Origin of the sequence: Heliorestis convoluta (assembly GCF_009649955.1) — a bacterium.
Lineage (GTDB): Bacteria > Bacillota > Desulfitobacteriia > Heliobacteriales > Heliobacteriaceae > Heliorestis > Heliorestis convoluta.
Genome location: NZ_CP045875.1, coordinates 2,546,616 through 2,567,500, shown reverse-complemented (window position 1 = coordinate 2,567,500; position 20,885 = coordinate 2,546,616). Strand labels below are relative to the sequence as shown.

The window sequence follows — 20,885 nt, the reverse complement described above, 5'->3', positions numbered from 1 at the left end:
GCCCGTATAATCTTGCTTCTTGTGACAAAAGTCCGTTTGACTTCAGGATTTACAATTAAGTCAACATAGCGTTGTCGATATCGCAAATCAACGTCTTTTAGACCATGCCATTTTTCTGGAAGAGGGTGCAAGGATTTGGTCAGAATGGTAAACTCTTTAACCCAAATGGAGATTTCTCCTTTTTGGGTTTTGAAAACCTGCCCTTTAATGCCATAGATATCGCCGATATCTGCTTTTTTAAAAATCTCATAGGCTTCCTCGCCCACTTCATCTCTTCGCACATAAATTTGAATGTTGCCAGAGAAATCTTGCAGGTTGCCAAAACCTGCTTTTCCTTGATGGCGTTTTGCCATCAAGCGACCGGCCATGCAGACAAATTCTTTTTCCATTGTTTCGAAGTTGTCTACGATGTTTTGAGCTTGATGAGTTACTTCATAGGTGTCACCAAAAGGATTCATCCCCTTTTGTTGAAGCTCTTGTAGTTTTTCTCTTCGTATGCGCAACAGTTCATTCAATTCTTGTTCCATGATTAGTACCTCCTATTGCCAGTCCCTACACTTCAAAAAAGGCCAGGATAGCCTGGCCTTTCACCGAAACATTACTTTTTAATATCAAGAATCTGATACTTAATTTTCCCCATAGGAACTTGTACTTCTACAGTTTCTCCTTTATTCTTCCCAAGAACCGCTTTACCCACAGGCGATTCGTTGGAAATTTTGCTTTGTGAAGGATCGGCCTCTGCAGAACCAACAATGGTGTATTCAAACTCTGAGTTATCATCTAGATCCTTCAGCAGCACTTTCGAACCAACAGTAACAACATCTGTTTGAATTTCTGCTTCATCAATCAGCTTAGCGTTACGAATCATTTTCTCTAATGTAATGATTCGCCCTTCTACGAAAGCTTGCTCGTTTTTCGCATCTTCGTATTCTGAGTTCTCACTTATATCGCCATAATCAATGGCTTGTTTAATTCTTTCGGCCACTTGACCTCTTTTGGTAGATTTTAAGAACTCCAATTCTTCTTCTAACTTTTTTAAACCTTCTGGCGTTAGAATGACTTGCTTGTCTCCCATACGTTCGCTCCCCCACCTTATAAATCTAAATGGATACATCATGCTATGTCACTGCAACAATGAATATACCTTCATAAACATCAATTAAATACAATCAAATGACCTTATTACAACGGAAGTTGCTGTTCTGTTGTTAGAATATGGATAATGGTGCGATACTGAATAAAGCACTGCCAGACAGCCGCGGAAAAATGCGACCGGGCAGTGCTTATCTTAATCCACCATCTTTAGTTTCGTATTATATCTAGGTTGCAAAATATTGTCAACTAGCACATTGTTCCCTTTCTGGAGCATCTTTTGGTGGCTGCTCATGGTCTGCTTCACTTTCATAATATCTATCTCTGTCAAAGGTCTGTCAAAACTGCGTAATCCCGCTAGAGAAAAACCATGTTTTTGTGCTAATAATGATATTTCCTCTACTTTTTCCAGCGAAAGCTCCCGCCCTAAAGAAAATGATTCCCGTCTATCTTCTAGAGCCAAAATCATGGTCTCTGCCATGCAAGCATAGGAAAGACCAGGGGGAAAGCCAAAATTAAAACGAAAATCTACAGTTGACGGTACTTCAACAACGCCACCATCGATGACCAATACATCAGGCCGCTCATGGGCCACAGCTTTCGCTACATCTCTTGGTCTTGCGACATCACATACAACAGCACCTGATTTGAGGTACGCTGGCTCTATGATCGCATCGGCAGCACTAGAAACAGTAACGATAAGATCGGCATCGCGAAGTGCTTCTTTCATAGAAGTCGTCACAGTAACAGCAAGACCGCTTTCGTTTAATATGCGATAACGGAGGCGATAGAGAGGTTCTGTTTTTCTCGCTAGCAGCGTCAATTCCTTCACATTTTTTGCGAGCAAGCGAGAACAAATCGCTCCGATAGATCCCGTTGCACCAACAACGACAGCTTTAGAGTCTTCGATAGTTCGATCCATCAACTTCATGGCCTCGTAAAGGCCTTCCACTGCGATAGCAACGGTATAGCTATTTCCTGTTGTTACAGGTACAGGCAACCTCTGTGCTAAGCGAAGTCCTCCTTCTCCAACAACGGAAGTCATTGCACCAAGCCCAATAATCTCTGCACCCATTTTGACTGCTTTTTGACAAGCTTTTTCAATACGTCCCAGAACATAGTCTTCTGGTAACGTTACCATTTGTTTTGAAGTAAGAGGACAAGCTATAAAAAAACCATCTACTACAGCATAGGGAGAGCGCACACCCTCGATATAGGAAGCTTTCACGGGTGGCATATAGCGAGTGGCCATCTCAATAGCCGACTCAGAAAAATAGCCCATCCAAGGAAACTTCCTTGTCACATCAGCAGCAGTAATCGGGTGAATAATAAAAGCAAATCTCTTCATGGTAACCTCCTCTCTCTTCAAGCCGTCTTATTGCAGTAAAAATTTACAATCCGAGGTTGCCAATCTAGTTGCTTAATTAGATTGGTATAACTTTGGATGCTTTCTTTTTCTTTCGAAGAACTTGTTAAAGCAACAAATAAAGCTTCCATCACATTGGTCCCAAAAGATCTGCCTGCAATTTCTGGCGTTGTTGTAACCAGCCGACTAACACCACAGCCCTTTAATAAATCTACATCTTCTGCTGTGACTGTATTCGTTAAAATAACTTTTCCTTCCAATTGCTCGAGCATATACCGCTTAATAAAGTGAAAATCTCCGGCAATCACGTCAGTTTCTTTAATAAAAGATGCCGATAAGGTCTTCTTTTTCTCTTGCTTATTACCGGTTGGATAGAGATAATGAAATGGAACTTTGCTGATGACCGGAATAATCAACTGTGCCCACTTTTGCAATGTTTCTAAGCGGTGAAGCGCAATGGGAATACCGAGACCAAAATAAAGATCACCATACGTTGTACGACACCCTACTTTTTCAAGGCTTTCAGCCAGTCCAAAACGGTCGACAGCGCAGACCACAAGTACTTTTTGACCTCTATAAAGCAGACCTTGTTCTGCCAGATTAAAAACTACCTGGCGCTCTAAAGTATTTTTGAGCCCACTGCCATCAACAACCGGCGTAATACGGGCTGCTTGCGCTAATTTGGCACCATCTTTGAGCACGTATCGCTTGCTGCCAGCGAAAATATATAAATCAATTCCACCCAAACCGATGGCATCGACTTTTCCATCTAAATTACGAATTAATTGGACGGCTCGCTCCATGTCACCGTCCGTTCCAATTCTTTCAATCGAAACCTCTTGCCCCAGCAAAGACAAGTGAACTTGATGATTTCTGCGCGACGAACCGAGTGAAACACTTACAACTTTTTTCAATATCGTACCCTTCTTCCTAAAGGCCGCTGCTGAATTGAGCATAACCAAATCAATCCTTTTCTATGTACCAAATTCATGGTTTTGGCGTGCCGATCTTGCTTCTTATCCATTTAAATGGTATTTTAAAGCGAACAAGACCATAAGGTACTACGATAGGAGAGTTTTCTAGTGAACATATTGATTGCCTATATAACAAAGTACGGCACAACAGAAGCTTGTGCTCAAAAGCTCGCTGAAAAATTAGATGGTTCTGTGACCTTGGTAAATGTCAAAAAAGATTCTTCTGCAACAGCCCATGGATACGACAAGATTATTCTTGGAGTCCCTATCTACGGTGGCGATATCGAAAGAGAAATGAAGCATTTTGTTCATCAGAACTTCCCCCAGATTATGGGCAAACCTCTAGGTCTCTTTATTTGCGGTCTTTTTGAAGGGGAAAAAGGGTTGGCTGGCCTGAAGAAAGCTTACCCTGAACAGCTTCTTAAGAAAGCTGTTGTTACTGACCTTTTCGGTGGTTCTGTTGTGCAAAGTAATTTAGGCTTTTTAGAGCGCCCCATCTTTCGCATGATTACCAAAATCAAAACAGATTACTCCAATATTTCAGAAGAAAAGATAGAAGCTTTTGCTCAAAAGATGAACGAAAAATAATTTAAAAAAGCGCTAAAAAGCCACTCCAATTACAAGAGGAGTGGCTTTTTAGCGCCTCTTTCTAACGAATTCTATAATCGAGTGCGTTATCGTTGCCACGGGCTGTTGGATCAAAGAAAGGAAGACAATCGGAATAGAAACAGCAGGATCAAAATAACCCACTGACATAACTACACCAAGAGCGATGTTACGCATACCAGCTGTATACGTTAAGGCCACGACATCGCCAAAAGGTCTTCGCAAAAATCGTCCAAGGCCATAACCGGAAAGATATGCAAGAATCACCAAAAGGGTAAGCGCCGTTAAGAGCTTGCCTATCTCTGACCAAGTCATGACAAAAAATTCATGCAATATGGCTACATTGATGGCTACTACGAGAAAGACACATAGCTTTGTACCGATATTTAGTAGCGCCTGTGTGGGACCTTGCGGCGACCAGGTTCGATAGGGGTGAAGAAGCAAGCCGATAATAGAAGGCAATACAACCATCAAGAGCATGTCCTGCACAAGCCGCTCCAAGGGCAATACACCGAATGCTCCAAAGAGGGTGTATGTAGATAGCGGTAAGATGATAGGACTTAGTAAGGTATCTATCACAACAAGAGCCAAGACAAAAAGATTGTTACCACCGGCTATATAGGTCCACACAGCCGCCGTAATCGCAACAGGCAAAGTAGCTGCAATAACCATGCCCGCTACTGTCAAGGGGTCATCGGGGAAAAAAAGAGTTCCACAAATAAAAGCAAGCAGGGGGATAAACAAATGAACAAGGGCAAGCGATGCAATAAACAGCATGGGTGCTTTCAATAATTCTCGAAACTGCTTCCAAGAACAATTGAGTGCGCCTACAAAAGTCATATAGGCAAACAAAAAATAAACCCATAATCGCCCCTGTTCCAAGTAAGGCCAAAAAATATAACCTAGATAAATAGCACTAGGAATTAAAAAAAACATGGCTCTATCAAGTATGCTGTTTAACTGTAGAAGCCAGCGAGCCAGACCAAATCACCTCGAAGTAGACTTACTTGTCTTTGTTGATTTCGTCAACCACTTTCTGTACAAGACGAGTGGCAAAACGCTCTGTGTGACATTTCAAACTAGAGACAATAGCATAGAGCAAAATAGCGTTTACCTCATCCTGATTGCCTCCATCCATTAAAGCGATGGCCTCTTCAATCTCTTCTAGATAGCGTTCACCTATTTCATCTAAAATATCTTGCGACATTTGTTCTACGTCTATTTTTTTGCTCATCCATACACCCCCTGTGAAGATTCCTTCTCAAATCATTTCTCTCGTAATTAATTTATCTTCGACAGAAGAAGGATAGAATCCTTGAAAAAATCGTCTATACTCTTTTTAAAAAAGCTTTCATCACTTCATCAAAAGAATGCTGACCTACGTATCCTAACGCTTGATCAAGAGACGTTTTATTGCGTAACGTTCCATCTAGAACAATTTGAACTGTTTGGTCGCGATTGACAACAACAGAATTTACCTGCAAGTTATCACTTAACAAGCCCAAGATCACAAGAGCCACTTCCGGTTTAATAGAAGGTGCTTTGAAAGAACCTTGTTCCGGCTTTTCGACTTGTCGATTTGATTTTTTATCATTGCGCCGGACCATAGGCCAGTCACCTCATCACGTTAGAAAACATCGGGTACAGCAATAAGCTCTGGAAAAGGGCGCACGTCTCTATCGTTATTGTTTAATAGCCCAAAAATCATCATAATCAAGAGAACTGAAACAATGAAAAGTAAAACTTTTTTATTCTCACCCCTTGATGCAGTCACCTCTTCACCACCCTTGAGAAAACTCCTTAGTAGGGGCTATTATGCAATTTATGTGAAAGGACGCGATGACGTCACTACAGTACTGTAGGGAAGACTATACCAATGACGAAATAAAAATTGACTTACTAGCTTATCAAAAGCTTCTCTTTGTGAGAGCGAAGTAGGATCAAAAGCTTGAGGAACAACCTGTAACGTTGCACCTCCAATGGCATTGGTAATTTTTTCCATCAGTCGAATTGCCAGGTTGGATCGATCGCCTACAATACCCAAGCACGGACATGAAATAGAGCGAAGTTCTTCTGTATAATTCACCTTTCTTACTAACCAGCGAGTCTTCATCGCATCAAGTCCTCGTACTTTTTGCATTTCTTTTTCTAAGCAATGTACAGCCAAAGGCCAATGACGATAGTAGGAAAGAACCATTTTCGTTAGCCATGGCTTAGGCATTAAAAACATGGGAGAGGCGAGCCATGTCATAAGCCATAGTGCACCTTCTTCTAAATCTCGAGGGCTTAGCTCGCTAAATGTATCTACTAAAATTAAAGCGCCACATTTTTGCGGATAATCTAATGCAAAACGCTGGGCAATGACTCCTCCAAAAGAGAGTCCACAAATCGCTGCTTTCTTGATTCCTAAATGATACAACAATTGAGATAAATCTCGGCTTAGGTCTTCTACCTGACAAGACCAAGTTAAAGAACTTGATCGCCCTGTTCCTCTTACATCGTATAGGATGACTTGATGACTTTTGCAAAAACTATCTCGCTGCGGCGCCCACATACCGTGAGATACAGCGATACCGGGAATAAAAACGAGCGGCAAACCATGACCATGCACTTCATAATAGAGAGAAACACCATTGAGTGATACAAGAGGCATGCAAACTTCTCCTTTTGTTCCCGATTATCCTCATCATTATCAATACCTCCGCTTTCCATAGTCTATTCACAGAAACAAATCAAAGAAGCGAAGAAGAGCTCCGCGCCAATGCACAGAACTCTTCTTCGCTTTTATAACAAAATAAATTGTTATCTCTTGGGGTCGTTGGCAAAAGAAGGGGCAATAAAAGGTTGTTCCTGGTTCTTGTGATGCCAGTCACCTGTTACAGACGCTGTGTGACAAACGGAGCAATTACCATTGGCACCGATAGGACCTGCGAAGCCTTGATATGTTTCTGGCTGATAGTTGATCTGATCGTAGCCAAATACTGTGGTAGCTGGATAAATAACATGGGGCGAGCCATGGCAAGAAGCACACATTAGATCACCGTTATCAGACATCTGAAATCGGTACAGCTCGTCTCTTTCAAAAATCCACTGATTGTAAGAAGATGCGTCAAAACTTGCCTTCTGGTGATCGGGACCGTGACAAGAAAGACAATCCGGTTGGTTGAGCCAGTGACCACGAGCAACCGGTTCTACGTCACCAAGGAAAGGTAAAAGTCGCTCTAGTGACTTTTGCGCTGCCGGTTTATGCAGTTCATTGGACAACACAGAAGCAGCATGTTGAGGTAAGGTGCCGTGACAGTCCATGCAGTCTAGTCCAAAACCTCTGTGTACATCTCGTTGACAGTAAACATCTCCTCTATGGGAAGAAGGATGACAAACACCACAGGAGTCGACAGTGCCGCCTTGAATATACTGCGCATGTTTGCCATGTAAAGCTGCTGACATAGAAAGTACTTCAGGCTTCCCAGGAGCGCCTACGTTGGCAGCAGCATGACAGTCTAGACAATATTGAGGTTTGCCGGCTTCTGCTTCTGCTAATAAATTTGTTCCAGTGTTTTTGTCATGGGCTGCTAAAATATTTTTTGCTGTTTCGTCGGCCAAGCCAATACCAGGATTTTTGGTGGTGCCGCCATGACAGAGATAGCAACCAAGCTCGGCACTTACAGGCATGGCAACTTTTGTTTGCGCCAGTACTTGTCCTGTCACCTCGTCGGTAGCCGTTACTGTAAACATAGGATAGGCATTAACTTCACCGCGATCATTATAGGGAGAAATAGGAATTCCAATCGCCGTCCAGGCGCTTTTGTCTTCATTCACCTCAAGAGTACCTTGATCGGCTGCTTTGCCTCTTTTACCTACATTGACAGGGATCTCTTCCCCTAACGTGATAGGAGCATACTCCCAAAAGTTTAAGGTTTTAGAAGGATCTCGATGATCTTCTGGCGCCTCATAGGTTAATGTAATGCCTTCTGTTACAACAACAGGTGGATCACCTCGCTTGATAACCTGCGCCCACATATCATTGCCTGGTGTATGGAAACTGAACCAAGCATCATTGTCACTTGTACATTTCATACCAATGGTTTGCCATGCTAAAATAATGTAATCACCAAGTTCAATCGGCTCATCGCTAGGGCTTTTCTGTCCACTCCCTGTTGGCTGAGTTGCACAGCCTGTAAGAAGCACCCCTAGGATTAAAACGACAGCCAAAGAAAGTACAAGAGAGCGCATTAAATTTTTCTCTGTTCGACTCTCTCTTTCCATAATTGTCACTACCCCCTGTGTATGTATTAATTATCACTTGTATTAATAGCCTCGATCTCCCTATACCCTACCCCCTATCCCTATTTGAGCCGTCTTCGCTTATTATAAGATAGGATTTCTTCCATTTTCAACAAAAAATAAGGAATATTCAAAACTTCACAAGTAAACTGCTAATTTTGGGAACTTTTTTTTAGCATCACTATGAAATATCTACAAGGAATCTATTCTCTCTGTCTTTTTCTCTATAAGTTCTGTTATGAATAAGACATTTCACTTGCATTTTAAAGACCTATGGTTTTAAATAGTGTTTAACAGGGTGAAATAGAATTTTCATTCTCAAGCTACTATTTTTATACGGTTTTACTTCCTATCACTCTACAATAAAGGAGATGGGTAAATGGAGCCAATCAAGTCTATTAAATTGGCCACCCAAAGTCCCTGTCCCGCTTTTGGTGGGTTACGTATCTTAACTCGATTAGAAGGTTTTCTTCCCGTTTTATTAGGCAATCACGGTTGCTACTATGGCCTTAACTTTCTTTCACACTTTTATGCAGCCCGCAAATCAACCTATGCCCCACTGCTCTATTCCCTCGACTTTGCTGATCGCAACCTTCAACATAAGCTCGTTGGGGCCGTTCAAGAAATGATTGAAAAAGAAAAGCCAGAGTTTGTACCTGTGATTAATCTTTGCGTTGCTACAACAGTTGGCCTAGATATCGATGAAATGGCCCGTCAGATCCCAGAAATCATTCCTTTAAGTATTACAGGCTTTGGAACACGCAGTCACGCTGAAGCCAAAGATGTTTCTATTGACGGCATTTTTAAGAAGCTACGACAACAGGGCGATCACAAGCTCAAAGAGCCTGGTACCGTTGCATCCCTTGGTGAAGTCTTTCCTGCCGATACCATTGCCATTGAGCAATTGGTAGAGAAAATGGGCCTGAAATACAGAGCGAATGTTCCAAGTAAGGATATCAATGATTTTCGGAAAGCACTGAACGTTTCTACGCTGGCTTGTCTTCATCCCTTCTACACAAGAACAGTCAAGCAGTTTGATGAAATGGCCATAGCGACTGTTACTAGCGCACCTGTAGGCGCAGAATGTACATATGACTGGATCAAAGCTTTTGCTGCGAAAGCCAATGTAGATAGCAGAAAAGCGGAAAAAATTGCGCTAGAAGAGCGCGATGCGATTCAAAAAGTACTTTCAGGCCCTCTGAACTTAAAAGGGTATCGCATCCTCGTCGCAGGCTATGAAGGTATTGAACTTCTTATCGCAAGACTCCTCGTTGAAGCTGGTGCTGACGTACCTTATGTGTCAACGTCCATAGGCAAGTCCAATCTTTGCGAACCCGACCTAAGTTGGCTAAAAGAGCGAGGCATCCATGTGAAATTCCGCAAGTCTGCCGCTGATGATTTAATGGCTGTCAAAGAATACAAACCTCATATCGCCTTAGCTGCTACAGACGTTGCAGGAATGGGCAAAGAATTAGGAAGCGCTTCCGTATATTTTACCAATCTCATCGCCGCAAGACCCACCTTCTTGGCCCACGGCGCTGAAAACGTACTCTCTTTAATGCACCGTCTTCTGCAAACAAGTCCTTCATTGAATAAAGTGCGCAGCTTTTTCCAGGACTTTGATATGCCTCGCTCCATTCCCGTACAAGATGTGCAAGCCCACCTCTGCCCAAGTAGTAATGATTCATCCTGCTTTGCTGGCAGTCATACTCACACCATGAGCAGGAAGGAGCGCGAATAACGATGCAAATGATGCGTGACGTTGATCTAGCCAATGGTTACTGGGGTGCGATTGCTGTCTTGGCTCCCATGAAAGGAAACTTCTGTCTTGTTATTGACGGTCCCATAGGTTGTCACTATGTACCCATTGATTCAGCCTTAAACTATACAGACGCCATTCCCTATCTTCAAAATGTTTTTGCCACTCATATTTTAGAAAAAGATGTAGCTCTTGATGGAACACTTCACAAATTAAAAAAGCTTTGCGGTGAGCTACTAGAACGCTATGATGATATCTTCATCCTATCTTGCCAGGAAAGCGAAATCATATCCAGTGAAGGCGCCATGTTAGAGGCTGAGATTGAAGGCCGTCGTGTCTGGTACATCAATACAGCCTCCCTTGATGTGGATGACTACCAGGCTCGTGAAGATACTTTGCTCTATCTATACAACCGTGTCCGCCCCAAACTACCTCCACAAGAGAGTATCCAAAGTACGAAACCGCTCGTTAACATTATCGGTCCTACTTTTGGCAACTTTAACGCCTATGCTGACTTTGCCGAAATAAAGCGAATTGTTAAAAGTATTGGAGCCGAGATTAATGTAGCTCTTCCTTTTGAGTGTTCTCTTAACGATATTACCCGTCTCGATGATGGCGCTGTAAACATTGTTATGTATAAAGAATACGGTGAAGGTTTAGCAAAAGCCTTGGGCAAACCCATGCTTTTTGGGCCTATTGGCATTGCAGCAACGACTGAATTTATCGAAGAATTGGGACGCTTGCTTGGTCTAGAAAAAGAAGCCCAAGCTTTTATTGCAGAAGAAAAGCGAACAACCTTGCAAGGGTTCTGGGATGTATGGCGCTCTCCTCATCAGGATATCTTTCGTACTAGCTCTTTTGGCGTCTATACCCATCGTAGCTACGCAGAAGGTTTAACAACTTTCTTACGAGACGAACTGGGCTTTGAAGAAGCCATCTCTGCTGTTAAAACAGATCGCTGGAAGTCCAAAAAAGCGCTTGATATTGAAGCCGCACTTCTTGAAAATACACCGACCCTCTTTTTCGGCAGTATTAACGAAAAAGTATATATAACTGAACATATCCTTTCGACTCGCTTTATTCCAGCAGCCCATCCCATGCCGATTGTCTGCCGCTCTACAGGCACACCTTTTATGGGCTACGCCGGTGTTATGTATCTCACGCAAATCGTAAGTAACGAACTTTTTGACATTCTCTACAGCCATATTCATATTGAATATGACACAGAGAAAGAAAAGCGTCGCCAAGAGCGAGAAACAGCAAGAAAAGAGTGGGAAGAAGAACTCAAAGGACAATCGATTGCTAGAGAAGTCAAATGGTCGGAAGAAGCTTTGAAGCATATGGACGTTGTCCTCAAGAGAGTTCCCTTCTTCGTACGTGTCAGTGCCTCCAAAATGCTTAAAGTTGAAAGCGAAAAGATTGCTAAAGAAAAGTTCCGTGAATATGTGCTTCCTGAAGATGTAGATGTCGTCTTTAGCCGTTTTAAGCGATAGGAGGGGAGAAGCACAGTGTTAGATCATCTTTCTCTTCCTACTTGGATCGTGCACATAGCCAGTCTGGTTGAATGGGCTCTTGCTATGATTCTTTTCTATGCTATTGGAAAAAAAGCCGACAATGTCTGGTTTCGTCGCATGCCTATCGCTATGATCCCTTATCTGTTAAGCGGTTTCTTCGCCATCTTTTACCACCTTACCCACGATACTGTACAATGGCTCAGTGACATTCAAGGCTATCTAACTTTTTTAGGCAGTGTTAGCTTTGCTATCTGGGGTTACCTCTACCTGCGATCTTTGTCAGATCGTTATGTGAAGAGGGGAGGAATGACCTATCGAACCTAAAATGGCCGATCTTGTGATGACACTGTCTATCATTCCCTACTTCTTTTTCCTCTATTGTATCTATAAAATTTACAAGCTCGATAAGTCTCTGATCAACAAGACGACCGTCGTTGGCTTCTTCTCCTTAATCGGCTTTGTCTTCTTTACAGCAGGAGCCGGCTATTATGCTGTAATGATTTTAGGAGAGCCAGGACTCGGTCATATCGATTGGTTGCACGGCCTTTCCGAGTTTGGCTTAACCATTACCAACTTTATTATTGTACTGGGCTTGAAAAGACACCTCGATAGGCTCTAAGCTCGAGTAAAACGGAGGAGGCTCCCATGTCAGAAAAAAACTTCTATGCCATCTACGGCAAAGGCGGTAGTGGTAAGAGCTTTATCATTTCAAACCTTTCTAACAGTGCTGCTCGCATCCAAAAAAGGGTCCTTCAGATTGGCTGCGATCCCAAGCATGATTCTACTGTAATTCTTTTTAACGGTGTCAACTTGCCTACCCTCTTAGAGTATTGGGCTCATTTACAAGAAGATTCTGATGAAGTAGAACCAACACCATCCATTGAAGATATTGTCTTCAAGAGCCGAGGCGTCTATGGCTTAGAAATCGGAGGCCCTGAAGTCGCCATTGGTTGCGGCGGCCGTGGTATTTCTCTAGGCTTTGAGCTTTTAGAAAGAATGGGATTATACAAGTGGGATTTTGACTATGTCTTTCTAGACTTTCTCGGCGACGTCGTCTGCGGTGGCTTTGGCGTTCCCATCAGCAAGTCGATTGCCAAATCTATCATTTTAGTGGCTGGCAATGATCATCAGTCGCTTTATGTCGCCAATAACATTTGTCATGCCGTCTCTTCCTTTGCCCAATTGGGAGGAAAATCTCGAATTATGGGTATGATTATTAATAAAGACGATGGCACAGGCTATGCAGAGCAGTTCTGTAACCAGGCACAAATTCCTGTTCTAGCCAAAATCCCTAACAACCCTGAAGTAGCCAAGCTAAACGCAGCTTTTCAGTTGATCAGTGACGTCACTCCTTACGATCAGCTGTTCCAAGACATTGTTAAGCAATTGCCAACACGGCAGGGTGTCTTGCCAAAGCCGATGGATTTTGAAGAATTTTCTCGTATTTATCGCGATGTACCACAAATCAAGCTCGAGCGTGTTACGGAAGCGGAGCTTTTTAAGCGGTAAAAACAACAAAAAAAGAGCCACCTGCAAAGAGATGCAGGTGGCTCTTTTTTTGTTGAGTTGAATTCTTTTGCCCTATCATAAAGATGCTTCCATGCGCTTTCTATAGTCTTTCAACAAAGAAACAACTGCGTCATAGTCAGGCGCTTCATTTACGGCAGAGCGCACCTTAGAGGCTCCGGCTATGCCTTTTAGGTACCAGGCGATGTGACTGCGCATTTCTCGGACCCCGCGGTATTCTCCCTTTTGCTTCACCATTCGTTCTAGGTGAATCAGAGCTTGTTCAATTCGCTCTAGGGCTGTTGGCGGCGGTGGCATGTTGCCTGTTTCCATCCACTGCAGAAGGCGAGAAAAAATCCAAGGATTTCCCATCATTCCTCGACCGATCATTACACCAGCGCAACCTGTTTCCTCTAGCATTCGCAAAGCATCTTCCGGCTCCCATATATCTCCATTCCCGATCAGGGGAATCGATATGGCTTCTGCTGTTTGCTGAATTAAAGACCAGTCCGCTTTTCCTGAATAGAACATATCTCTTGTTCTACCATGCAAGGTGATAGCTTGTACACCTACATCTTCAAGCCTTTTAGCCAATTCCGGTGCAACAATCTGTCCTTTAGACCAACCTGTTCGCATTTTCACAGTTACTGGCACTTGCACGGCTTTAACAACAGCTTGCGCAATCTCTACAGCCCGCTCTGGCATTTTGAGCAAACAAGAGCCTTCTTGATTGCGCACAATCTTAGGTGCAGGGCAGCCCATATTTATGTCAATGATAGAAGGCTCATGCTTTTCTACAAGTTCTGCTGCTTTGGCCATAAAGTCTGGGTCTGAGCCAAATATCTGGACTGCTATCGGTCTTTTTTCACCTGAAATGTCTAGTAGCTCTAAAGTATTGGTATTGCCATAGGTGAGCGCTTTGTCAGAAATCATCTCTGTAAAAAGAAGGGGGCAGTTATGATCTTGTAAGACGGACCGAAAAGGCTTATCTGTAACACCAGCCATGGGTGCCCCTACAAAAGGCGCCGTAATTCGATAGGGACCAATGTGCAGCGGTCGTACTTCTTTGACCTGCCCTTTTAATGCTTGTTCGTACAAAAGTTCTTGCCCTCTTCCTTATCTTCTAAGGTTCTTTGATAAATAATGCGCAAGCCTTGCAGTGTCAAAAGAGGATCAACAATATCGATATGCTCTGTCTCCGGCGCAATCAATTCAGCACTTTCACCCGTGGCGATGACACGACTTTTTTCGCCTAACTCTTTTTTCATCTCGCTTACAATGCCATCGATTTGACCTGCAAAACCATAAAGAATTCCCGACTGCATGCCTTGAATGGTACTTTTTCCAATAACCATCGGTGGCTTGGTCAGTTCGATGCGCGGCAATTTCGAGGCTCTAGCAAAAAGAGCTTCTGTCGCTACCATCAAGCCTGGTGCTATGGCACCGCCTAAGTATTCCCCTTCTGCTGATATAGCACAAAAAGTCATAGCTGTACCAAAGTCAACAACAATCAAGGGACCACCATATTGTTCATAGGCCGCTACGGCATTGACAATGCGATCGGCGCCTATTTCATTTGGATTTTCCATTCCTATGGTCATCCCTGTACTGATTCCTGGTCCGATGATAAGAGGCTTAATTTGAAAGTAGCTTTCGCACATCCGCTCTAAAGTAGGCATTAAGGGAGGTACAACTGAAGAGATAACCATTCCTGTTACAGCCCCATGATCGATCTGGGCAAAGCGAAAGAGGTTGCGGATCTGAATGGCATACTCATCAGCTGTACGAGCTGGATCGGTCGATAATTTCCAGTGATAGAGAAGTTCTGCTTTGCCTTTCATGCTGAAAAGACCCAGAAGCATATGGCTATTTCCTACATCAATGACCAAAATCATAATCTTCTCTTCCTTCCGGACGCAGTGTTACTTCTCCACTCATGAGATGTTGCAGTTCACCCGCTTCATTACGAAGAAGCAATGCTCCCATGTCATCGATTCCTTCCAATCGACCTGTCCATTCAACGGTACCAGTCAGTACACGAACTTTTTCTCCCAAGCCCGCTGCTCTTTGTAACCATTCTTGTCGAAAGGGAGAAAAGTCTTGTTCCAACCAGTGCCTATAATCTTCTTCTAACGTGATCAGGAGTTTATTCAAAAAGAGCACTCTGTCTATTTCTTGACCAGACACAATGTTTATAGATGTAGCTTTATGAGCCACAGAATCAGGAAAGTCTTGCAGCCTATGATTTACGTTGATACCAATGCCTATAATCAGATATTTGATTCCATCCATTTCAGCACTTAACTCTGTTAAGATACCACACACTTTTTTGCCTTCTAGCAAGACGTCATTGGGCCATTTGATCGTAGGCTCAAGATCGAGCTTTTCAAGAGTTTTGCAAATACTTACGGCTGTCAGCAAGGTAACTTGTGGTGCCAAGGCGAGGGGAATGCTTGGTCTTATAATTAAGGAAAAATAGAGACCCAGACCTGCTGGAGAGTGCCAGGGACGCCCGAGTCGACCCTTACCGGCATTTTGCTCTTCTGCAAGTACAACTGTTCCTTCTGTGGCGCCTTCTCTTGCCAGATGTTTCGCTGTATCGTTGCTAGAACCAAGGCTATGATAAAAATGGTAATTTCGTCCGAAGTCGCTCGTCTGAAGTTGTGGCAAAACTTCCTCCGGCAGCAAGTACTTGGAAACCTTTTGTAATTTATAGCCTAACCTGGTATGAGCCTCAATTTGATATCCTTCTTGTCGCAGAGAACGAATATGCTTCCACACGGCCGAACGAGACATGCCCAGGCTACGACTTATTTCTTCGCCGGAGATATAACTAGAGGCTTCTTTCAGCGCTTTCAGAATCTCCTGTTTGGCCATGGCGGTTTCCTTTCTTTATCATTTCTACATCAAGGCTAATATCTAAGGCTTTTACTGTATGCGTCAAAGCGCCCATAGAAATAAAGTGAACGCCTGTTTTTGCAACTTCTACAATATTATCTTCTGTAATACTTCCTGATGCTTCAATGATCGCTTTTCCACCAATGAGACGCACTGCTTCTTTCATCATATCTAGAGACATATTATCTAGCATAATAATGTCTGCTTTTGCTTCTAAAGCTTCTGTGACGGCTGTAAGATCTTCTACTTCAACTTCAATTTTCACCGTATGAGGAATGGATTGACGAGCCTGGCTTACAGCTTGTTGAATTCCACCGGCTAAGCGAATATGGTTGTCTTTTAACAACGCTCCATCAAATAAGCCAAAGCGATGGTTCTTGCCGCCACCCATGCGCACAGCATGTTTTTCTAAGACTCTTAGGCCAGGCGTCGTTTTACGTGTATCGACAATTCTGGCCTGATAATAGGTTATTTTTTCTACACAACGGGCTGTTTTAGTGGCAATACCCGAAAGATGCTGTAAAAAGTTTAGAGCCACTCTTTCCGCCATTAAAATAGATCGAGCCGTCCCGGATACTTCTGCAAGGACATCACCGGCTTTTACTTTTTGACCGTCTTCCACTTTTGCCTCAAAAGTAATAGAAGGATCAAGGGTCAAAAAAACTTCTTTCGCTACATCAATACCAGCGATTACGCCTTCTTCTTTGACATGAATGAAAGCTTTTGTCGTTATCTGAGTCGGAAGCAAACTTGATGTCGTTAAGTCGCCATAGCCAATGTCTTCTCGTAGCGCCCGAGAGACGAGTTCACGAACCTCAGAGCCGAATAAACCCAATTGTTTCCACTCCTTTTTTATTCGCAAGGCCCCTAGCCTATTACAGTACTTGAATAATGTGGCGCAGCATAGACTCCTACTTTCAGGTTCATCGACGCGGTAATGTCCGCCTCGACTCTCTTTGCGCAAATCAGCAGCTCGTACCGTTAATTGACCTAACAATAACATATTAGCCGCTTCAAAAGCTCTTGTGACAGTGCCATGAAGAGCCGGTTCTACACTAATTTCTTCTAGCTCTCTGTGGGCCTTCTTTAAAGTATCGCCGGAACGCCAAAGCCCTACCGACTCCCACATAACTTTTTGAATTTTTTGTGCTACTTTTTCTGCTTCACAAGGCTCTTCTCCTGATGGCAAGGTTTCAAAGAGGGCTTGATCAGAAGGAAAGTGAGCAATTTCTTGTGCCGGTTTTTTTGTTAGATAAGGTTTCGCTGCTTCTACAATGTGGCTTCCGAATACGAGCCCTTCTAACAATGAATTAGATGCCAATCGATTGGCGCCATGGACTCCATTGCAGGCTGTTTCACCACAAGCAAAAAGCCGAGGAATGTTAGTTCTCCCTTTCAGATCGGTACGAACACCGCCCATCAGATAATGGGCCGCAGGAGCAACAGGAATTTTCTCTTCTGGAACATGGATGCCAAAAGAACGACAAGTTTTGTAAATCATAGGAAAGCGTGTTGCAAAGTCACTCGTTTTCATGGTGCCTAGGTCTAAAAACACAGAAGATGCGCCTGTGTTCATCATTTCTTTCCAGATAGCAAGGGCCACTACATCCCTTGGTGCTAATTCTGCAAGTTGATGATACTTTGGCATAAAGCGAACCCCGTCTGCATTAATCAACTGGGCGCCTTCGCCTCGAACTGCTTCGGAAATCAGAAAAGGCGGGATGCCTTTTTGAGTCAAAGCTGTGGGATGAAACTGGATAAATTCCAAATCCATCACTTCTGCGCCGGCTCGATAAGCAGCCGCAATACCGTCACCTGTCGTGACTTCGGGGTTGGTAGAGTACTTGTATAATTGACCATTTCCGCCTGTCGCCAATACGGTCACAGCAGCGCAAAACTTGTGTAACCCTTTCTCTGCATGCCAAGCCACTACACCTATACAATGACCTTCTCTGTTACGCAATATATCAGATACTTGTGTACCTTCCAAAATCGTTATGTCCTTATGTTTTTTGCACTGGTCAAACAAAGAGCGACGAATTTCTTCTCCTGTGGCATCACCGCTCGCGTGAAGAACACGGCGACGAGAATGGGCACCTTCACGGGTAAGTGCTAGGGCGCCTTCAATTTTGTCAAACTGCGTACCCATGGCAATCAACTCTTCGACCCGCCCAGGTCCTTCGCTGACCATGATTTTAACAGCCTCTATATCGTTTAAACCCGCACCAGCTATCAGTGTATCTTGTAGATGCAAAGTTGGTGAATCACGGTGACCAATGGCTGCTGCAATCCCACCTTGGGCCAACTGGGTATTGGAGTCCGATACTTTTCTTTTTGTCAGGATGGTCACTCGACCATAAGTAACCGCTTTCAAGGCTGTATATAAGCCTGCAATGCCGCTTCCGACAATTAAAAAATCTGTCTCATGGGATGATAAAGTAGCAGGATCGCATTTCACAAGGTATCTAGGGAACACGGCAGAAGCCTCCTTAATACAGCAGCAGCTACTGGTACGTACCAGCAGCTGCTTTCTGAAAAAGTTCAACTCTTGAAACGAGCTACACTATGGCCAGCATACGTTCCAAGGAAGACAAAGCCTTTTCACGGACATCAGGATCAACGGTAATCCGAGGTTCCATTTCTTCTAAAGACCAGAGGACTTTTTCTAGGCTTGTTAATTTCATATTGGGACATATCAACTTCGGGCTGGCTAGATAAAAGTTTTTATTTGGTGCCTTTTTGCGCAGCTGATGCAAGATCCCTTCTTCAGTTCCAATAATGAAAGACTGTGCTTCTGATTGGACTGCATAGTTAATCAACCCTGTCGTAGAAGCTACAAAGTCAGCCATGGCTACGACATCAGGTTGACATTCGGGATGGGCTATAAAAGAAGCCTCAGGATACTTTTCCTTGGCTTTTATAACATCCTCTACAGTCAATCGATCATGGGTGTTACAGTAACCTTGCCACATGGTCATTTCTCGACCCGTTTTTTGGGAAACCCAGTCACCGAGGTTGCGATCAGGAATAAATAATAGGGGCTTATCTTGTGGCAAAGTAGCCACAACTTTTACAGCATTCGAGGAAGTACAGCAAATATCGCTTTCTGCTTTTACCGCAGCTGAAGTGTTCACATACGCCACAACGAGGACGTCACCCATCTCGGCTTTTCGTCGTTGCAGCTCCGATGCTGTCACCATATCAGCCATAGGACAGCCTGCCTCTTCTTCCGGCAACAAAACTATTTTTTGCGGTGACAAGATGGCAGCACTTTCGGCCATAAAATGGACACCACAGAAGACGATTACATCAGCGTCCGTCTGCGCCGCCATTTGAGATAACTGCAAGGAATCCCCGACAAAGTCAGCAATGTCTTGTATTTCGGGACGCTGGTAAAGATGGGCTAAAATAACTGCATTGCGCTCTTTTTTCAGTTTCTGAATTGCTTGGGACATTGAAGCAACGGAATCTGCATCCAGCGTTCGAGGACTCAATTGACGTAACCCCTTTCATACCCCGCTCCCCTGTTAGGAACAATTTGCCAGAGAGCAAAGTTAAGAATATTCTAGCGTAGGCAACTTCTTATTGTCAAGGAAAGGTATCAACGAGGCCCGATTTGACCGGCTCGTTCCACTTGCTCTTGTGCAAGAACCTTGTTGTTTTTATCTAGAAAAAGTACGCGAGGCTTATGCTTGCGTGCTTCTTGATCATCATAAATGCCATAAGAAATAATAATTACTTCATCACCCGGTTGAACCAGACGAGCGGCGGCACCATTGAGACAAATGACGCGAGAGTTTCTCGGTCCTGGAATTACATAAGTCTCAAATCGAGAACCGTTGTTATTATTAACCACTTGGACCTTTTCGTTCTCTAAAATATCAGCTAGATCCATCAAATCTTCATCAATCGTAATGGATCCCATATAGTTCAGATTCGCTTCTGTGACTGTCGCTCTGTGAATTTTTGATTTATGCATAGTACGAAACACTTGATTACACCTCCACAACGACGTTGTCAATTAAGCGAGTTTTCCCAATATAGACAGCGAGGGCAATGAGGCAGGAACCAACTAGTTCTTGCTTTGGCTCCATGGAAAAGGCGTCTACAACTTCAATGTAGTCAATTTTTGCCCTAGCACTTTGAGCGATGAATTCTTTTATTGACTCTACAATCATTTTGCTGCATCTTTGACCCTGCAAGATTTCTGTTCGAGCTTTTTCTAAAGCCTTGTATAGTATGGTAGCTTCTTCTCGCTCTTCTTCATTGAGATAGACGTTTCTTGATGACATGGCCAAGCCATCGGATTCTCTTACAATCGGTACAACTTCAACTTTTATATTCATATTCAAGTCTTGTACCATTCTAGTAATTACAGCCACTTGCTGGGCATCTTTTTGGCCAAAGTAAGCAAAATTAGGTGTAACAATATGGAATAGCTTTGATACGACTGTCGTAACACCTCGGAAATGACCGGGGCGACGAGCACCACATAAAGGTTCAGTAAGCTCTTCTACGTCGACAAAGGTCTTTTGGCCTCTTGGATACATCTCTTTCACCGTTGGTGCAAAGATAACATCCACCTGAGCCTGTTCTGCAATTTGGCTATCCTGTTCTAAATCTCTTGGATAGTCTTCATAATCTTCACCTTGCCCAAATTGAAGAGGATTGACAAAAATACTTAGAACAAGGTGTTCGCAATCTTTCCTTGCTCTTTCAAGAAGCGTAACATGCCCTTGATGGAGATATCCCATCGTAGGTACCAGCGCAATGCTTTTTCCTTCTTGACGACGAGTCCGCACCCAATCTCGCATCTCAGCAATGGTGCGCAAAATCAGCATAGAAAAACCTCCTTTCTTCTATAACCGCAACATAAAAGACAGGGC

At 43.4% G+C, this 20,885-nt stretch carries 23 protein-coding genes (1 of these 23 only partly in view); 6 read left to right on the top strand and 17 right to left on the bottom strand.

Features of this window, described 5'->3' with window-relative positions; genetic code table 11:
- The 4 genes from lysS to FTV88_RS12265 form a co-directional block, all read right to left on the bottom strand.
- Positions 1-527: the start of a lysine--tRNA ligase gene (gene lysS, locus FTV88_RS12280; protein WP_153725888.1), read on the bottom strand. Its footprint begins 943 nt before the window's first position; 527 of the gene's 1,470 nt are visible here — the first part of the coding sequence; it begins with the start codon at positions 525-527; its stop codon lies off the left edge, out of view.
- A 71-nt stretch (positions 528-598) separates the two neighbouring features.
- Positions 599-1,075 carry a transcription elongation factor GreA gene (greA, locus tag FTV88_RS12275; protein ID WP_153725887.1) on the bottom strand — a complete coding sequence of 159 codons (477 nt, stop codon included), beginning with the start codon at positions 1,073-1,075 and terminating at the stop codon, positions 599-601.
- Between the two features lie 213 nt (positions 1,076-1,288).
- A complete protein-coding gene (locus tag FTV88_RS12270; RefSeq protein ID WP_153725886.1) occupies positions 1,289-2,440 on the bottom strand; it encodes a shikimate dehydrogenase in 1,152 nt (383 codons plus the stop codon).
- 17 nt (positions 2,441-2,457) lie between these two features.
- Complete coding sequence (locus FTV88_RS12265) at positions 2,458-3,372, bottom strand: DUF8754 domain-containing protein (protein ID WP_153725885.1); 915 nt, start codon at positions 3,370-3,372, stop codon at positions 2,458-2,460.
- Positions 3,373-3,540: 168 nt separating this feature from the next.
- On the opposite strand from FTV88_RS12265, the gene FTV88_RS12260 reads away from it, so the two are divergent.
- Complete coding sequence (locus FTV88_RS12260) at positions 3,541-4,020, top strand: flavodoxin domain-containing protein (RefSeq protein WP_153725884.1); 480 nt, start codon at positions 3,541-3,543, stop codon at positions 4,018-4,020.
- 48 nt (positions 4,021-4,068) lie between these two features.
- Here FTV88_RS12260 and FTV88_RS12255 read toward each other — a convergent pair whose 3' ends face one another.
- The 6 genes from FTV88_RS12255 to FTV88_RS12230 form a co-directional block, all read right to left on the bottom strand.
- Complete coding sequence (locus tag FTV88_RS12255) at positions 4,069-4,890, bottom strand: bile acid:sodium symporter family protein (RefSeq protein WP_162008035.1); 822 nt, start codon at positions 4,888-4,890, stop codon at positions 4,069-4,071.
- Between the two features lie 151 nt (positions 4,891-5,041).
- Positions 5,042-5,272, bottom strand: a complete 231-nt coding sequence (locus FTV88_RS12250) for a hypothetical protein (RefSeq protein WP_153725882.1) — start codon at positions 5,270-5,272, stop codon at positions 5,042-5,044.
- A gap of 94 nt (positions 5,273-5,366) precedes the next feature.
- A complete protein-coding gene (locus FTV88_RS12245) occupies positions 5,367-5,645 on the bottom strand; it encodes a hypothetical protein (RefSeq protein WP_153725881.1) in 279 nt (92 codons plus the stop codon).
- 20 nt (positions 5,646-5,665) lie between these two features.
- Positions 5,666-5,812 (bottom strand): hypothetical protein, encoded by a 147-nt coding sequence (locus FTV88_RS12240; RefSeq protein WP_153725880.1) that lies wholly within the window; start codon positions 5,810-5,812, stop codon positions 5,666-5,668.
- A gap of 48 nt (positions 5,813-5,860) precedes the next feature.
- Positions 5,861-6,691 carry an alpha/beta fold hydrolase gene (locus tag FTV88_RS12235; RefSeq protein ID WP_153725879.1) on the bottom strand — a complete coding sequence of 277 codons (831 nt, stop codon included), beginning with the start codon at positions 6,689-6,691 and terminating at the stop codon, positions 5,861-5,863.
- A 149-nt stretch (positions 6,692-6,840) separates the two neighbouring features.
- The gene (locus FTV88_RS12230) at positions 6,841-8,304 is read right to left on the bottom strand and encodes a hypothetical protein (RefSeq protein ID WP_153725878.1); all 1,464 of its coding nucleotides are present in this window, start codon (positions 8,302-8,304) and stop codon (positions 6,841-6,843) included.
- A 397-nt stretch (positions 8,305-8,701) separates the two neighbouring features.
- Here FTV88_RS12230 and FTV88_RS12225 point away from each other — a divergent pair, with 397 nt between their 5' ends.
- The 5 genes from FTV88_RS12225 to FTV88_RS12205 are packed head-to-tail and all read left to right on the top strand — an operon-like array spanning position 8,702 to position 13,104.
- Positions 8,702-10,063 (top strand): nitrogenase component 1, encoded by a 1,362-nt coding sequence (locus FTV88_RS12225; protein WP_153725877.1) that lies wholly within the window; start codon positions 8,702-8,704, stop codon positions 10,061-10,063.
- Between the two features lie 2 nt (positions 10,064-10,065).
- Positions 10,066-11,574 (top strand): nitrogenase component 1, encoded by a 1,509-nt coding sequence (locus FTV88_RS12220; RefSeq protein ID WP_153725876.1) that lies wholly within the window; start codon positions 10,066-10,068, stop codon positions 11,572-11,574.
- A gap of 15 nt (positions 11,575-11,589) precedes the next feature.
- Complete coding sequence (locus FTV88_RS12215; RefSeq protein ID WP_153725875.1) at positions 11,590-11,919, top strand: DUF2499 domain-containing protein; 330 nt, start codon at positions 11,590-11,592, stop codon at positions 11,917-11,919.
- Positions 11,920-11,935: 16 nt separating this feature from the next.
- Positions 11,936-12,214 (top strand): DUF3593 domain-containing protein, encoded by a 279-nt coding sequence (locus tag FTV88_RS12210; protein WP_243137523.1) that lies wholly within the window; start codon positions 11,936-11,938, stop codon positions 12,212-12,214.
- A 26-nt stretch (positions 12,215-12,240) separates the two neighbouring features.
- Entirely contained in the window at positions 12,241-13,104 is an 864-nt protein-coding gene (locus FTV88_RS12205; protein WP_153725873.1) for a chlorophyllide a reductase iron protein subunit X, read from the top strand.
- A 75-nt stretch (positions 13,105-13,179) separates the two neighbouring features.
- Here the strand turns inward: FTV88_RS12205 and dusB are convergent, their stop codons facing one another.
- The 7 genes from dusB to panC all read right to left on the bottom strand — a co-directional run bounded on the left by dusB (position 13,180) and on the right by panC (position 20,840).
- A complete protein-coding gene (gene dusB, locus FTV88_RS12200) occupies positions 13,180-14,199 on the bottom strand; it encodes a tRNA dihydrouridine synthase DusB (protein WP_368277358.1) in 1,020 nt (339 codons plus the stop codon).
- Positions 14,181-14,996: a type III pantothenate kinase gene (locus FTV88_RS12195; protein ID WP_153725872.1), complete on the bottom strand. Its 816-nt coding sequence runs from the start codon at positions 14,994-14,996 to the stop codon at positions 14,181-14,183. Before FTV88_RS12195 ends, dusB begins: the two co-directional genes overlap by 19 nt.
- Entirely contained in the window at positions 14,980-15,978 is a 999-nt protein-coding gene (locus FTV88_RS12190; RefSeq protein ID WP_153725871.1) for a biotin--[acetyl-CoA-carboxylase] ligase, read from the bottom strand. The genes FTV88_RS12195 and FTV88_RS12190 overlap by 17 nt, the downstream gene beginning before the upstream one ends.
- Positions 15,935-18,475 carry an L-aspartate oxidase gene (gene nadB, locus FTV88_RS16250; RefSeq protein ID WP_162008033.1) on the bottom strand — a complete coding sequence of 847 codons (2,541 nt, stop codon included), beginning with the start codon at positions 18,473-18,475 and terminating at the stop codon, positions 15,935-15,937. Before nadB ends, FTV88_RS12190 begins: the two co-directional genes overlap by 44 nt.
- Positions 18,476-18,557: 82 nt before the next feature.
- On the bottom strand, positions 18,558-19,454 hold the full coding sequence (gene nadA / locus FTV88_RS12180) for a quinolinate synthase NadA (RefSeq protein ID WP_153726645.1): 897 nt from the start codon (positions 19,452-19,454) through the stop codon (positions 18,558-18,560).
- Between the two features lie 146 nt (positions 19,455-19,600).
- The gene (gene panD, locus FTV88_RS12175; RefSeq protein WP_153725870.1) at positions 19,601-19,990 is read right to left on the bottom strand and encodes an aspartate 1-decarboxylase; all 390 of its coding nucleotides are present in this window, start codon (positions 19,988-19,990) and stop codon (positions 19,601-19,603) included.
- Positions 19,991-19,994: 4 nt separating this feature from the next.
- Entirely contained in the window at positions 19,995-20,840 is an 846-nt protein-coding gene (panC, locus tag FTV88_RS12170; RefSeq protein WP_153725869.1) for a pantoate--beta-alanine ligase, read from the bottom strand.
- Positions 20,841-20,885: the final 45 nt, after the last annotated feature.